The organism is Pseudooceanicola marinus (assembly GCF_002786295.1).
Taxonomy (GTDB): Bacteria; Pseudomonadota; Alphaproteobacteria; order Rhodobacterales; family Rhodobacteraceae; genus Pseudooceanicola; species Pseudooceanicola marinus.
Genome location: NZ_PGTC01000009.1, coordinates 513,201 through 526,685 on the forward strand (window position 1 = coordinate 513,201; position 13,485 = coordinate 526,685).

The window sequence follows — 13,485 nt, forward strand, 5'->3', positions numbered from 1 at the left end:
ATTGCACCTACCGGTGCGGGCGATAGACTGCGCCCGGGTCCGGACGGCGGGCCGCGCAGGGAGTGCACCATGCTGATACATGCCGGAGCCGATCGCAGCGTCTCGGTCGATCTGCGCCTGGCGGTCTGGCTGGCCCTGGCTGCGGGCGCCGTGAATGCCGCGGGGTTCCGCGCCCTGGGCTATTTCTCCGCCAACATGACGGGCAACGTGTCGACGCTGTCGGACATGCTGGCCCTGGGTCGGATCGGCACCGCGCTCTGGTTCTTCCTGCTGGTGCTGGCCTTCGTCCTGGGGGCCTTCGTTTCTGGCCTGCTGATCGAGGCGGGGCATCGGCGGCGCATCCGGGGCATCTATGCCTTCAGCATCCTGCTGGAGGCGGCGCTGCTGGTGGTGCTGGCGCTGATGGATCTCTACTGGTCCGTGGCCTTTGCCGGGCACGTGATGCTGATCGGTCTCAGCGCGCTGATGGGGTTGCAGAACGCGGCCACCACGCGGATTTCCGACGGGCGGGTGCGCACCAGCCATGTCTCGGGTATCGCCACAGACATCGGGCTGGAACTGGCCGCCCTGGCCAGCCCCGGCGCGGCCCCCCATGACACCCGCCGCCTGGTCGCGGCCCGGCTGGGGTTGCACCTGGCGACCCTGTTGGCCTTCTTCGGCGGTGGTCTGGCGGGCGTCTGGGGTTATGAGCTGACGGGCCCCGTGGTCTTCCTCGCCGTGGCGCTGCTGCTGTTCGCGCTGGCGGTGCCGCAACTGCGGCGCAGCTTCGCGCCCGAGGGCTGAGGCGTCCCGAACTGCCGCGTCGGGTTTTCCTTTTCCTTCCGGGCCCGTTTCCGGCAGCATGGTTGCCATATTTCCCAATGACCGGAGCCGCCCCGTGCCGACACCTGCCTCTTCCCCGATCTCCGATGCGCCCGAGCTCTGCCGCCTGTCCGCCGCCGAGCTGACCGAGGCCTATGCGGCCCGCCGTCTGTCTCCGGTCGAGGTGACGCGCGCCGCATTGGCCCGTGCGGAAGAGGTGCAGGGAAGGTTCAACGCCTTCACCCGGCTGGAGGCCGAAAGCGCCCTGGCTTCCGCTGTCGAGGCCGAGCGGCGCTGGCAGGCGGGCACGCCCCTGTCGCCCATCGACGGGGTGCCCGGGACGCTGAAGAACCTGGTGGCGACGCAAGGATGGCCGCTGACCCATGGCAGCACCTTGCTGGACGACACGCCGGCGACCGAGGATGCCCCCTGCGTCGCCCGGCTGCGCGCCGCCGGCATGGTCTTCATCGGCCAGACGACGATGCCCGAGTTCGGCTGGAAGGCGGTGACGGACAGCGCCCGCGACGGGGTGACCCTGAACCCCTGGGACCCGGCGCTGACGCCGGGCGGGTCGTCGGGCGGGGCGGCGGTGGCCGCCGCCACGGGCGCAGGCGTGCTGCATCTCGGCACGGATGGGGGCGGCTCAATCCGCATTCCGGCGGCCTTCACCGGCACATCCGGGATCAAACCCACCTTTGGCCGCGTGCCCGCCGCGCCTCCGTCGCCCTATGGTACCATGGCCCATATCGGCCCCATGGCTCGCCGGGTGGAGGACGTGGAGGCGATGCTGGCCGCCCTGTCGGGACGTGACCGCCGGGACTGGTATCAGGGCGCAGGGGTCCTGCCGCCGCTCGACCCGGTGACGGCGCGCCCGGAAACCCTGCGCATCGGGGTCTGGTCCGCCCCGCCGCGCGGGGCCGTGGATCCCGAGGTCGCCGCCTCCCTCAGTACCGCGAGCGCCCGCCTTGCGGCGGCCGGCGCCGTCGTGGAGGAGGTGACCCTGCCCATGGCGGATGAGCTTTACGACATCGCCACCTGCCTGTGGTTCAGCGGAGCCCGCGTCAGGCTGGAAAGCTTCGGCCCGCTGGGGGACCTGCCGCGCGACCGGCTCGACCCGGGCCTTCTGGCGGTGGCCGAGCAGGCGGGCGGCTGGAGCACCTCCGACTACATCCGGGCCATGGGGCGCCGGGCGGCCTTCGGCGCGCAGATGGATCGGCTGATGGAAGACTATGACCTGCTCATCGCCCCGGGCTGCGCCGTGCTGCCCTTCGCCGCCGGGCAGGAGGTGCCGCCGGACAGCGGGTTGACGCGCTGGTACGACTGGGCGGGCTTCAGCTATCCCATCAACCTGTCGCAACAGCCCGCCGCCGTGGTGCCCGCCGGGCCGAGCGAGGCGGGGCTGCCCCTGTCGCTGCAGATCATCGGCGCGCGTGGCGCGGATGCGGACGTGCTGGCCCTGGCGCGCTGGTGGCAGGATCTCGATCCGGCGCATTGCCCGTGAGCTTGGGCGGGGAGGGGGCGCTGCCCCCTTTGAGCCCTCGCGGGCTCAATTCCCCCCGGTATATTTCCGGCCAACAAATGGACAGGGGCGAGGCGCCCCGGCTGCAAGGGGCGCGCTTCGGGGCGCTGATCCGTGACGTCAGGGCGTTGCAAGGGGGCCGTGGGAGGTGCAGTCTGGAGTGAACCGGGCGGGGCGCGCTGCCGCCGCCTTGCGATGCGGCGTGAGGTGGCGAAAAACGGCGATCTGATGCCGCTTGCCATTGGTTTTACCGCTAACATTGGCTATGCAGCCAGCGACGACAGCTTTCGGCGAGGGAACGATGAAACTGGTTGCTGATGTGGGCGGAACCAACGTGCGCTTCGCGCTGGCCGAGGGGGCGCGGATCCTGCCGCAGACCATCCGGGCCTTCCGCAACGATGATTTCGCCACCTTCTATGCCGCGGCCGATCACTACCTGGCCGAGGCCGCGCCCGGAGCGCTGGACCGGGTGTGTGTGGCCGTGGCCGGCCCGGTGACAGGGGATCATGCCCGGCTGACCAACCGCGACTGGTCCTTCCAGATCGAGCGGCTGATCGAGAACTACGCGCCGGAGGCGCGCCTGATCAACGATCTTGAGGCTCTGGGCTACTCCGTGCCGTCCCTGTCGGCCGATGGCGTGCGGATGGTGACCGAGGGTACGCCGGCCTGGGGCAACCAGGCGCTGGTCGCGGGGATCGGCACCGGGTTCAACGTCAGTCCCGTGGTGATCCGTGACGACGGCCCCGTGGTCCCCAAGGCCGAGATGGGCCATGTGCAGCTGGCCGCCCGTATCCACGAGGCGGTGTCGGCGCGGGCCAAGGGAGCCGCGCATGGATTCGAGACGGTCGAACACCTGTTCTCGGGGCGCGGGTTCGAACGGCTGTGGCACCTGTCCACCGGTCGTAGCGAGACGCCCGCCAAGCTGATGGGATCGGACGACGCCGAGATGGTGGATCACGTGATCTTCTACGCCGGGCTGATGGCCATGCTGGCGCAGGACCTGACCCTGGCCTTCCTGCCGGGGCAGGGGATCCATTTCGCCGGCGGCGTCGCGCGCGCCGTGCTGCAAAACGGCGGCGGCCCGGCCTTTGCCGAGGCCTATGGCCGACCGCTGGCGCTGGACACCGCCTGGCACGTGCCGGTGAAGCTGATCCTAGATGACACCGCCGCCCTGGCGGGCTGCGCCGCGGCCTGAGATTCCTTTGCGGGCGTCCGGGAGGGCGCCCGACGTCCTTCGTACGCTGGCATCCTCCGAGCGCGCTGCCGGACCTCCGCAGAGGCAAGCAAACCGTAGAGCGATGGTCTGTACGGTGGCGACAGTCTAAGCCTTTGAGAAAAAGTGGTAGCCCGTAGGGGAATCGAACCCCTCTTTCCAGGTTGAAAACCTGGCGTCCTAACCGATAGACGAACGGGCCACGGGACGGTTCAGGGCGCGGGACGCTACGAACCTATGTCGCACAAGTCGCTGCTGTGCCACCTTATTCCGACGTGACCTCTTTCTGCGAAGAGGGGCGGAGGGTGGTAGCCCGTAGGGGAATCGAACCCCTCTTTCCAGGTTGAAAACCTGGCGTCCTAACCGATAGACGAACGGGCCACGGGACGGTTCAGGGCGCGGGACGCTACGAACCTATGTCGCACAAGTCGCTGCTGTGCCACCTTATTCCGACGTGACCTCTTTCTGCGAAGAGGGGCGGAGGGTGGTAGCCCGTAGGGGAATCGAACCCCTCTTTCCAGGTTGAAAACCTGGCGTCCTAACCGATAGACGAACGGGCCGCGCTTGGCGTGAGGCGGTTTCTATGAAATGGCGTGTCCCACTGCAAGGGGTTTTTTCACCTGCAAGTGACTTTTTTGGACCGCCCGCCGCCACCGCGCGATCTGCGCCGCAAGTCCCTGTCTTGATTTATTTTTCCGAGGCGGGCGCGGCGTCTTCCAGGCGCAGCTGCACGCTGCGGCGGCCACCCCAGTCGTTGATCTCCAGCCGGCCGGCCAGGTGGAAGCTCTGGCCGCCGTGGGACTCCAGCGCCGGACCCAGCGGGCCGTCAAAGGCGCCGAAGCTGATCGCCTCGATCCGGCCGCCCATGCCGTCGGAAAAGGCGATCTTCAGGTGGTTTTCCCCGACCCGCTTGGCGAAGGAGATCCGTTGCGCGGGGAAGGCAAAGCGGGGGGCAGGGGCGGCGGCGCCGTAGGGGCCGGCGGCCTCCAACTGGGCCACCAGTTCCGGGGTCGCGGCGCCGGGCATCAGCAGGCCGTCGACCTTCAGGTCCGCCGGGCCGGCAGTGCCCGCGCCCTGCTTCTCCAAAAGCTCGGTCAGCCGCGCCATGGCCGGTTCCAGCTGCTCGCGCGTCACGGTCAGGCCCGCCGCCATCTTGTGCCCGCCGCCCTTCACCAGCAGCCCTTCGGCGGCCAGTTTCTGGATCGAGGCCCCCAGATCGACGCCGGAGACCGAGCGGCCCGAGCCCTTGCCCTCGTCCCCGTCGAAGCCGATGACGACGGCGGGGCGGTTGGTGGCCTCCTTCAGGCGCGAGGCGACGATGCCGACGACGCCGGGGTGCCAGCCCTCTCCCGCGGCCCAGACCAGCGGGGCGTCCAGCCCGCGCGCCTCGGCCTGGGCCATGGCGTAGGCGCGCACCTCGGCCTCGATTTCGCGCCGTTCGGCGTTCAGCGCGTCGAGACGTTCGGCCATGGCCTTGGCCTCCAGCGGGTTGTCGGTGGCCAGGAGGCGCGCGCCCAGGTCTGCGGCCCCGATGCGGCCGCCGGCGTTGACCCGGGGACCTAGCAGGAAGCCCAGGTGATAGGCCGCCGGCGCCGTGGTCAGGCGCGCCACGTCGGACAGGGCGACCAGCCCGGGCCTTTCGCGCCGCGCCATGATCTTCAGCCCCTGGCGCACCAGCGCGCGGTTCACCCCCAGCAGGGGGGCCACGTCGGCCACGGTGGCCAGGGCCACAAGGTCCAGCATCCCCATCAGGTCCGGCCCCGCCGTTCCGTCCGCGCGCATCTGGCGGTTGGCCTCCACCAGCATCAGGAAGACCACGGCGGCGGCACAGAGATGCGCCAGCGCCCCGTCCTCATCCTGTCGGTTGGGGTTCACCACGGCCACGCAGTCGGGCAGGGTTTCACCGCCCAGGTGGTGGTCGAGGATCACCACGTCACATCCCGCGGCTGCGACAGGGTCGTGGCTGAGCGTGCCGCAGTCGACGCAGAGGATCAGGTCGTGATTGCGTCCCAGCTCCTGCATGGCAGGCACGTTGGGGCCATAGCCCTCGTCGATGCGATCGGGAATGTAGAGGGTCGCCTGTCGGCCCATGGCGCGCAGCCAGTCGATCAGCAGGGCGGCGGAAGAGCCGCCGTCGACGTCGTAGTCGGCGAAGATGGCGATGCGTTCGCCGCCCTTCACCGCGCGCAGGAAGCGGGCGGCGGCGGTTTCCATGTCCTGCAGGCTGCGCGGATCGGGCAGCAGCGCGCCCAGTTTCGGGTCGAGGAAGGCCTCGGTCTGGCCGGGTTCGACGCCGCGGCGCGCCAGCACGCGGGCCAGCGGATCGGGCAGGTGATCGGTCTGCACGATGGCTTCGGACAGGCGTTCGATCTCCGGCCCCGGGCCGACCCAGCGGCGGCCGGTGAGGGAGCGTGAGACGTCGAGAAAATCCATGTCCTGGCCTTCCGCAGCGGAGGTGGCGCCCTGCGCCTGGTCACCGGGGCGGGCAGTGCCCCGCGCCCCGGTGTCGGTCCCGGCGCAGGGGCGGGTCAGACGGTTTCGATACGCAGGGCGACCGGTTCGCCCTCGACCACGCCGGTGCCGGCCATTCCGGTGATCGCCAGGTCCAATGCCGCGCGCTGGGTCTTGTGGGTGACGATCAGCACCGGCGCGCCGGCACCTTCGTGATCGTACTGGCGCATGCGATGGATCGAGACGCCGGATTCGCCCAGGACCGAGGCCACCTTGGCCAGCGCGCCCGGTTTGTCCTGCAGCGTCAGGCGCAGGTAGTAGGGGGCGGGCGTGTTGGACTGGGCGCCGTCGACTTCGCGCAGGGTCCCGGCCGGCTGGCCGAAGACAGGCAGGCGGAAGCCGCGCGCCACGTCGCAGATGTCTGATAGCACGGCCGAGGCGGTCGGGCCTTCGCCCGCGCCCGCGCCGCGCAGCACGATCTGGCCCACGGCGTCGCCTTCCAGCACGACCATGTTGGTGCCGCCGTCCAGCTGGCCCAGGGGGCTGCTGGCGGGCACCAGGCAGGGCGCCATGCGCTGTTCCAGCCCGCGGCCGGTCATCTGGCTGACCCCCAGAAGCTTGATCTTGAAGCCCATGTCGGCGGCGGCGCGGATGTCGTCCAGGGTGATGCGCTGGATACCCTCCAGCTCCATCTTGTCGAAGGCGACGCGGGTGCCGAAGGCCACCGAGGCCAGCAGCGCCAGCTTGTGGCCCGCGTCGATGCCGCCCACGTCGAGGTTCGGATCGGCCTCCAGGTAGCCCAGCTTGTTGGCCTCCTCGAAGAGGGTGTTGTAGCCCGAGCCGGTCGCCTCCATCCGCGTCAGGATGTAGTTGCAGGTGCCGTTCATCACGCCCATGACGCGGGTGATGTTGTTGCCTGCCAGGCCTTCGGTCAGGGCCTTGACCACCGGGATGCCGCCCGCAACGGCGGCTTCGAAGCGGATCACGCGGCCCGCGGCCTCGGCCGTCTCGGCCAGTTCCTGGCCGTGGATCGCCAGCATCGCCTTGTTGGCGGTCACCACGTCCTTGCCGGCGGCCAGCGCCGCTTCGGTCGCGGCCTTGGCGGGCCCGTCGGAGCCGCCCATCAGTTCCACGAAGATGTCCACGTCATCGCGCTGTGCCAGGGCGACGGGATCGTCTTCCCAGGCGTAGTCGTCCAGCGACACGCCGCGGTCCTTGCTGCGGTTGCGGGCGGAAACGGCGGTAACGGTGATCTCGCGCCCGGTGCGGGCGGTCAGCATCGCGGCCTCCTTGCGCAGGATCTTCAACACGCCGATGCCGACGGTGCCGAGGCCGGCAATCCCCAGTCGCAGGGGTTGAGGGCGCAAGCTGTCGCTCATGTGGTCTCTCCAGAATTCGTGCAAGGCTATTGCTGCAAGGGCCTACCGCCTTCGCGGTGACCTTGCAACGCGACTCTGCGCCTGTCGGCCCAGACAGGCCCTGTCGGGGTCCACACGGACGGCGGAGGCGATGTCAGGTGTCGAATTCCCGAGCGCGCAGGGCGTCGGCGCGGCGGCGCAGCAGGGCGGCGCGGGCGGCCAGCGCCGCCTCGGGGTTGCTCTGGGGTTCCGCGGCCTCGGGCGCCTGGGCCAGCAGTTCTGCCGTGGCCATCAGGTCGGGGTAGGGCTGATCCGCGACCGCCGCCTCCTGGCGGGCAACATCCGGGGTGCGGGTGCAGGCCGTGGCGGAGACGAGCAGGACCGCCGCGGTGGCGGTCAGCAGGCAGCGGGGGAGGGCAGCGGGACGACGGGTCATGGCCAAGAAGTGCCCCAGGGCGCCTGTCTTGGCAAGTCTCGGCTGCGGGCGCGGGCGGCTTTGCCGTCGCGCCGGGCGCCCGGAGCCTCCGTGGCCCGGTTTTTCCTTGCCGGGTCCGCACGGCGGGGTAGAAGGGGGCATGACCCGAACCGTCGGATCCACTGCCGCCGACACTGGCGCCCGGCTGCGCCAGGCGGCGCTGCAACTTTTTGCGCGCCATGGCTATGCTGCCGTCTCCATGCGCCAGATCGCCGCCGAGATCGGCGTGCAGGTCGGCGGGCTCTACAATCACATCCCCGACAAGCAGACCCTGCTGTTCCGCCTTCTGTCGGAACACATGGCCGAGCTGCTGGAGGCGGTGGAGGCGGCCGAGATCCCGGCGGAGCCGCTGCCGGCGCTGGAAGCCTTCACCCGCTTTCACATCCGCCACCACGCGGCCCGGCCCGAGCAGGTCTTCATCTCCTACATGGAGCTGCGCAACCTCAGCCCCGAAAACTTTGCCCTGCTGGAGGCGCAGCGCCAAGACTACGAGGCCCGGCTGAGTGCCATCCTGGAGCGCGGCGCGGCTGCGGGCGTCATGCAGGTGGAGGATGCGCGCATGGCGACCATGGCGATCATCGCCATGCTGACGGGGGTGAACACCTGGTTCCGGGAAACGGGCCGGCTGAGCCTGGGGCAGGTCGAGGAAGTCTACTGGGGCATGGTCCGCCGCATGGTGGCGGCCTGAGCCGGGCGGGGCTGGAAAACGAGCCGGAAACCGGGTCGTCAACGGGCTGTAAGCCGCGTAGAAGCGGTGAAACAGCTGCAAAGAGGAAAACCCACGTGGAGCCATCCCAGCAAAGCCCGGTCCTGGCCAGCCTCGCCGTCGGCGCGGGGCGCAAGTATGTCGGTCTTCTGGTCACCGGCGCCCTGGCGGTGGCCCTGGCCTGGCTGGCCCTGTCGCCGCAGCCCGCACCCTTCGGGATGCGCCTGCTGCTGCTGGCCCTGGCGGCTGCGGAAAGCTTCGTGACCTGGCGCCTCTACCGCGCGACGCAGCTGCGGCTGGAGTTGACCGAAGCGGGCCTGCGCGACAGCTCGGGCGAGATGCTGGCGGCGATGGAGGATATCGCGGCGGTGGATCGCGGCCTTTTCGCCTTCAAGCCGTCGAACGGTTTCCTGCTGCGGCTGAAGACGCCGGGGCGGCGCCGCTTCCGTCCCGGGCTCTACTGGCAGTTCGGGCGCCGTCTGGGCGTCGGAGGGCTGGTGCATGGCGCCGAGGCCAAGCAGATGGCGGATACCCTGGCGCTGATCCTGGCGCAGCGGGACGGCGAGGCGGACTAGCGCCGGCCAACCGGGCGACGGCTGAGGGCGTGCTTTGCCGCCGGATGCGGACCCTTCACGAGTTGGTGTCGGCGTACCTCAGCACGGGCGCGAACCGCGGGCGCGTGTAGACGAAGCTATGCAGGTTGATGTCGTTCAATTCGAGGATCGAGAAGCTCATCTTGTACGTATACCAGGTCTCGACCAGGATCAGCTCATCCATGTCGGCAACCATCGGCAGGCGGTCGTCCCAGTCGGATACATCCGTGGTCGTCAGGCTCTGCTTGTCGCCCCGGGCCCGAGACCAGACCACTTCGTAGCGTTCCCGATCCGCGTTGTACTTGATCGAACTGACGCGCACGGCATTGTCGCGTTCGACCGCCATGAGGTAATCGAACAGCTTCTTGGTGTTGTCGATATAGGTCGGCGTGATGTTCTCGGTCTCGCGCGCGAGCATGTCCGAGATCACGTAGGCGGCCTTCTGGTGCTGGGTGTTCACGCGGTACATGTCGAAGAAGACGAACATCGCCACATAGGTCCAGACGACCAGCGGGAACATGATCAGGAACTCGACGGTGACGACCCCGTCCTCGTCGCGCCGGAAACGGCGAAGATATGCGCGCAGCCCCGGCTTCATGGTTCGTTCACATAGGCGGAAATGGCGTACATCACAGCGTCCCCGTTGGCATCCTTGCCGAAGTTGCGGCCCAGGCCGGCATTGGGGAAGATCGGCGTGAACTTCAGGCAGGCGCGCAGCAGCATCAGCTCGTTGGCCTGACCATTGGTGAAGGTGCGCACCGGGTTTACCTCCTCGGCGCGGTCGACGCAGTCCAGGCCTTCGGGCAGCGTCGAATAGGACCGCAGGTCGATCGGCATCATCTCCAGCTTCAGCGCATTGTCGCAATCGGGCAGGTAGCCGCCCGAGTAGTCGCAGATCAGCTCCTTGATCGTGTCGTGGTCCACGTCTTCGGTCAGGCCGATCTGCAGGTCGCGCACCACCAGGTTGAGCCCCTGTTCCAGCAGTGTTTGCCGCACGGTCAGCATGCCCAGTTCGACCGTCGACATGAACATGGTCACGAAGATCGGGAACAGGATGACGAACTCGACCGTCACGTTGCCGTCCTCGCGCCGGCGGAAGCGGCGGAGGTTCAGGCGCAGGCGCCGCAGGATATGGGAGGGGCGGGCCATTCTCAGTTCGTCAGGTGCAGCGCGTTGAGCTGGCGGGCGATGGAGGCGAAGGCCTCCTGGATCTCCAGACCTTCGACTCGGTAGAAGTGCGCGGGCGAAGAGGCGCATTCCTCCATCTCGTTGGCGCCGTTGTTCGAGACCTCGAAGCCGATGGTCCAGATGATGACGCCCTTTTCCTTGGCCGCGTCACAGACGCGTTGCAGGTAGGTGTTGCCCTGATTGTAGGTGTAGGCGTCTTCGTAGAAGTAATCGTCGAGCCTGTAGTCCATGTCGTTGGTCACGTTGAACAGCGGGTTGCGGGCCCAGAAGGCCCGCATGTCAGGCGTCTCGTAGACCTCCGGCTTCAGGCGGCGGGTCCGCACGTTCACGCCGTCGGTCATCAGCACGATGGTCTTCAGGGCGCCCGCGCCCCAATTCTGGGGGCGCCCGTCGAAGTCCTGATCAACCAGCCCGTCGTCAACCATGTCGGCGATCACCGGCTGGAAGGCCGGGTCGAGCAGGCCGGCGGCCCATTTCATGCCCAGGTGGATCGAGGTGTTCTGGCGCGGGCGCATGTCGCTGATCTGGTCCTTCAGCGCCGTGGCGTTCTGGCTGAAGGGCGTGATCCGCTCATAGCTCTCCTGCGGGCAGCCGGGGTCACTGATCAGACCGCTGCTGCTGTACGAGCCGACGGAGAAATGCGGGAACTGGATATGGAAGCTGGTCGGGGAGATCTCCGTCGTGTCGAAGTCGGCCGAGTTGAATTCCATGCAATGGGAATAGCCCTGCAACTGCAGCACGTTGAGACGGCTGAGGATCTCGGGACCGGCGTTCACCTGGCTGGTGTAGGGCACGATCGAAAGCGACACGGTACCAAGGGTGTCCTCGGAAATCACGGTGTCGACGAATTCCTTGGCCGCGTCACGCATCCGCGAGATCCGCTGGTTCGACCGCATGGAGCCGGAGATGTCGAGCACCAGGGACACCTCGGCATCACCGATGGATTCCTCGGCCGTGCCGCCGACGTTCACGTCGATGGTGGGCTGGCCCACGGCGGCCAGGAAGCGGGTCTGCATCGGGTTCTTGGCGACGGCCGAAACGGTGCGGTAGCCGTGACCGGCGTCGACGGTCACCGATTGCAGGTAGTCGCTCATGCCGGCCTTGGCGAAATAGTCGCGCACCACCTCTTCGGGGTCGAGATCGTTCTTGGTGTTGGCCGCGGCCAGCACGGCCCGGTCCAGGGTCGACTGGAGCTTGGCACGTTCGTACTCGTGGCGCATGAAATCGACGCCCATGCCGCCCAGAAGAAGCGTGACCAGCAGGAAGAACACGACAAGCGGGATCATTGCACCCGATTCGGAGCGCCCGAAGGAACGCAGCCTTCGGCGCAGTCGTGCCGCGACGCGGCTGTCGCAAAGCGATGTCGCAAGGTCGATCATGGTCAATTTCCCTACCCGCGCCTTATGGGGTGGCGCTTTGAGTCCTTATTCTCCTAGGCGTGGAAAACGGCGGAAATTGGGCGGTATTGGGGATCCTGCAGGCCATTCGGGCCCTTTGGTGTGCAAGGGAGCCGAAGGGGAGCGGGGCGGGCGCATCGCCTTCAGAACGCGCCTCGGCCCGGAAAGGCACTGGGCCATGCCGTTGGGGTGCCGGATCCGCGCGGCAGAAAACTGGTAGCGCGGAGGCACGTTATTAATTGACGGATCATCGTTGGGCGTCAGATTGGTGCCTACCGGGGGCCTTGGCTCCCGGGCACGGCAATCATGGGAGGAGCGTCATGCAACCGATCAAGGAGCCGGGTTTCCGCCGCAGCGTGGACCTGATGTTCAACCGCGCCGTCGCGCTGATGGATCTGCCCCCGGGGCTGGAGGAGAAGATCCGGGTTTGCAACGCGACCTACACCGTGCGCTTCGGCGTGCGCCTGCGCGGCCAGCTTCAGACCTTCACCGGGTATCGCTCGGTGCATTCCGAACACATGGAGCCGGTGAAGGGCGGCATCCGCTATGCGCCCAATGTCGATCAGGACGAGGTGGAGGCGCTGGCGGCGCTGATGACCTTCAAGTGCGCGCTGGTCGAGGCGCCCTTCGGCGGCTCCAAGGGCGGGCTCTGCATCGATCCGCGCGAGTACGACGAACATGAGCTGGAGCTGATCACCCGCCGCTTCGCCTATGAGCTGATCAAGCGGGACATGATCAACCCCGCTCAGAACGTGCCCGCCCCCGACATGGGCACGGGCGAGCGTGAGATGGCCTGGATGGCCGATCAATACGCCCGGATGAACACCACCGACATCAACTCCAAGGCCTGCGTCACCGGCAAGCCGCTGAACGCGGGCGGTATCGCGGGCCGGGTAGAGGCGACGGGGCGGGGCGTGCAATATGCCCTGCGCGAGTTCTTCCGCGAACCGCTGGACGTGCAGCGCGCGGGCCTCGCCGGGTCGCTGGACGGCAAGCGGGTGATCGTCCAGGGGCTGGGCAACGTGGGCTTCCACGCGGCGCATTTCCTGCAGGACGAGGATGGCGCGAAGATCATCGCGGTGATCGAGCGCGACGGCGCGCTCTATTCCGAGGACGGACTGGACGTGCGCGCGGTGCACGATTGGATCGGCACCCACGGCGGTGTCGCCGGGTTCCCCCACGCGCAGTACGTCGAGGAGGGCGCCAGCCTGCTGGAGGAGGATTGCGACATCCTGATCCCTGCCGCGCTGGAAGGGGTCATCAACCTGTCCAACGCCGAACGGATCCGCGCCAAGATGATCATCGAGGCGGCCAACGGCCCCATCACCTTCGGCGCCGACGAGGTGCTTCGGCAGAAGGGCACCGTGATCATCCCCGATCTCTATGCCAATGCCGGCGGTGTCACCGTCTCCTACTTCGAATGGGTGAAGAACCTCAGCCATATCCGCTTCGGCCGGATGCAGCGGCGCCAGGAAGAGGCGCGGCACCAGCTGATCGTGGACGAACTGGAGCGGCTGTCGGCCGACACCGGCATCGGCTGGCAGCTGTCGCCCGGCTTCAAGGAGAAATACCTGAAGGGCGCGGGGGAGCTGGAGCTGGTGCGCTCGGGCCTCGACGACACGATGCGCGGGGCGTTCCAGTCCATGCGGGAGCTGTGGCACGAGCGGTCGGACGTGGAGGACCTGCGCACGGCGGGCTTCCTGGTGTCGATCAACCGCGTGGCCGCTGCCTATCGCGCCAAGGGGCTGTGAGCCGCGCGGACGGCGGTCAGGCTGCCAGGGATC

At 68.2% G+C, this 13,485-nt stretch carries 12 protein-coding genes and 3 tRNA genes; 6 read left to right on the forward strand and 9 right to left on the reverse strand.

All coding sequences use genetic code 11. From position 1 onward, the window contains the following. Positions 1 to 69: 69 nt before the first annotated feature. The 3 genes from CVM50_RS03550 (at position 70) to CVM50_RS03560 (ending at position 3,515) form a co-directional block, all read left to right on the forward strand. The gene (locus tag CVM50_RS03550) at positions 70 to 783 is read left to right on the forward strand and encodes a YoaK family protein (RefSeq protein WP_085886084.1); all 714 of its coding nucleotides are present in this window, start codon (positions 70 to 72) and stop codon (positions 781 to 783) included. A 94-nt stretch (positions 784 to 877) separates the two neighbouring features. Further along, positions 878 to 2,302: an amidase gene (locus CVM50_RS03555; protein WP_198431842.1), complete on the forward strand. Its 1,425-nt coding sequence runs from the start codon at positions 878 to 880 to the stop codon at positions 2,300 to 2,302. A gap of 319 nt (positions 2,303 to 2,621) precedes the next feature. Next, on the forward strand, positions 2,622 to 3,515 hold the full coding sequence (locus tag CVM50_RS03560; protein WP_157792123.1) for a glucokinase: 894 nt from the start codon (positions 2,622 to 2,624) through the stop codon (positions 3,513 to 3,515). Positions 3,516 to 3,660: 145 nt separating this feature from the next. On the opposite strand, the gene CVM50_RS03565 is transcribed toward CVM50_RS03560, so the two are convergent. The 6 genes from CVM50_RS03565 to CVM50_RS03590 form a co-directional block, all read right to left on the reverse strand. After that, positions 3,661 to 3,735, reverse strand: a tRNA-Glu gene (locus CVM50_RS03565). A 104-nt stretch (positions 3,736 to 3,839) separates the two neighbouring features. Continuing rightward, positions 3,840 to 3,914: transfer RNA gene (locus CVM50_RS03570), tRNA-Glu, on the reverse strand. Between the two features lie 104 nt (positions 3,915 to 4,018). Beyond that, positions 4,019 to 4,093 (reverse strand) — tRNA-Glu (locus CVM50_RS03575). 127 nt (positions 4,094 to 4,220) lie between these two features. Further along, entirely contained in the window at positions 4,221 to 5,966 is a 1,746-nt protein-coding gene (gene recJ / locus CVM50_RS03580; protein WP_085886080.1) for a single-stranded-DNA-specific exonuclease RecJ, read from the reverse strand. 95 nt (positions 5,967 to 6,061) lie between these two features. Beyond that, positions 6,062 to 7,363, reverse strand: coding sequence for a homoserine dehydrogenase (locus CVM50_RS03585; RefSeq protein WP_085886079.1), 1,302 nt, complete (start codon positions 7,361 to 7,363; stop codon positions 6,062 to 6,064). Between the two features lie 133 nt (positions 7,364 to 7,496). Then, complete coding sequence (locus tag CVM50_RS03590) at positions 7,497 to 7,778, reverse strand: hypothetical protein (RefSeq protein ID WP_085886078.1); 282 nt, start codon at positions 7,776 to 7,778, stop codon at positions 7,497 to 7,499. Positions 7,779 to 7,917: 139 nt separating this feature from the next. Between CVM50_RS03590 and CVM50_RS03595 the strand changes: the two genes are divergently transcribed. Further along, positions 7,918 to 8,505, forward strand: coding sequence for a TetR/AcrR family transcriptional regulator (locus tag CVM50_RS03595; RefSeq protein ID WP_085886077.1), 588 nt, complete (start codon positions 7,918 to 7,920; stop codon positions 8,503 to 8,505). Between the two features lie 95 nt (positions 8,506 to 8,600). Then, entirely contained in the window at positions 8,601 to 9,098 is a 498-nt protein-coding gene (locus tag CVM50_RS03600; RefSeq protein ID WP_085886076.1) for a hypothetical protein, read from the forward strand. Positions 9,099 to 9,153: 55 nt separating this feature from the next. On the opposite strand, the gene CVM50_RS03605 is transcribed toward CVM50_RS03600, so the two are convergent. From CVM50_RS03605 to CVM50_RS03615, 3 genes are read right to left on the reverse strand one after another with little or no spacing between them, the layout of a single operon-like run. Beyond that, positions 9,154 to 9,714: a TadE/TadG family type IV pilus assembly protein gene (locus CVM50_RS03605; RefSeq protein WP_085886075.1), complete on the reverse strand. Its 561-nt coding sequence runs from the start codon at positions 9,712 to 9,714 to the stop codon at positions 9,154 to 9,156. Next, the gene (locus CVM50_RS03610) at positions 9,711 to 10,265 is read right to left on the reverse strand and encodes a TadE/TadG family type IV pilus assembly protein (protein ID WP_085886074.1); all 555 of its coding nucleotides are present in this window, start codon (positions 10,263 to 10,265) and stop codon (positions 9,711 to 9,713) included. Before CVM50_RS03610 ends, CVM50_RS03605 begins: the two co-directional genes overlap by 4 nt. 2 nt (positions 10,266 to 10,267) lie before the next feature. Continuing rightward, positions 10,268 to 11,683 (reverse strand): Tad domain-containing protein, encoded by a 1,416-nt coding sequence (locus CVM50_RS03615; protein ID WP_085886073.1) that lies wholly within the window; start codon positions 11,681 to 11,683, stop codon positions 10,268 to 10,270. A gap of 338 nt (positions 11,684 to 12,021) precedes the next feature. On the opposite strand from CVM50_RS03615, the gene CVM50_RS03620 reads away from it, so the two are divergent. Further along, positions 12,022 to 13,452, forward strand: a complete 1,431-nt coding sequence (locus tag CVM50_RS03620; protein WP_085886072.1) for a Glu/Leu/Phe/Val family dehydrogenase — start codon at positions 12,022 to 12,024, stop codon at positions 13,450 to 13,452. Positions 13,453 to 13,485 lie beyond the last annotated feature (33 nt).

Coding starts and splice junctions, on each gene's coding strand:
- CVM50_RS03550 (WP_085886084.1), top strand. CDS start 70: ATGCTGATACATGCCGGAGCCGATCGCAGCGTCTCGGTCGATCTGCGC.
- CVM50_RS03620 (WP_085886072.1), top strand. CDS start 12,022: ATGCAACCGATCAAGGAGCCGGGTTTCCGCCGCAGCGTGGACCTGATG.
- CVM50_RS03615 (WP_085886073.1), bottom strand. CDS start 11,683: ATGATCGACCTTGCGACATCGCTTTGCGACAGCCGCGTCGCGGCACGA.
- recJ (WP_085886080.1), bottom strand. CDS start 5,966: ATGGATTTTCTCGACGTCTCACGCTCCCTCACCGGCCGCCGCTGGGTC.
- CVM50_RS03595 (WP_085886077.1), top strand. CDS start 7,918: ATGACCCGAACCGTCGGATCCACTGCCGCCGACACTGGCGCCCGGCTG.
- CVM50_RS03590 (WP_085886078.1), bottom strand. CDS start 7,778: ATGACCCGTCGTCCCGCTGCCCTCCCCCGCTGCCTGCTGACCGCCACC.
- CVM50_RS03585 (WP_085886079.1), bottom strand. CDS start 7,363: ATGAGCGACAGCTTGCGCCCTCAACCCCTGCGACTGGGGATTGCCGGC.
- CVM50_RS03610 (WP_085886074.1), bottom strand. CDS start 10,265: ATGGCCCGCCCCTCCCATATCCTGCGGCGCCTGCGCCTGAACCTCCGC.
- CVM50_RS03560 (WP_157792123.1), top strand. CDS start 2,622: ATGAAACTGGTTGCTGATGTGGGCGGAACCAACGTGCGCTTCGCGCTG.
- CVM50_RS03605 (WP_085886075.1), bottom strand. CDS start 9,714: ATGAAGCCGGGGCTGCGCGCATATCTTCGCCGTTTCCGGCGCGACGAG.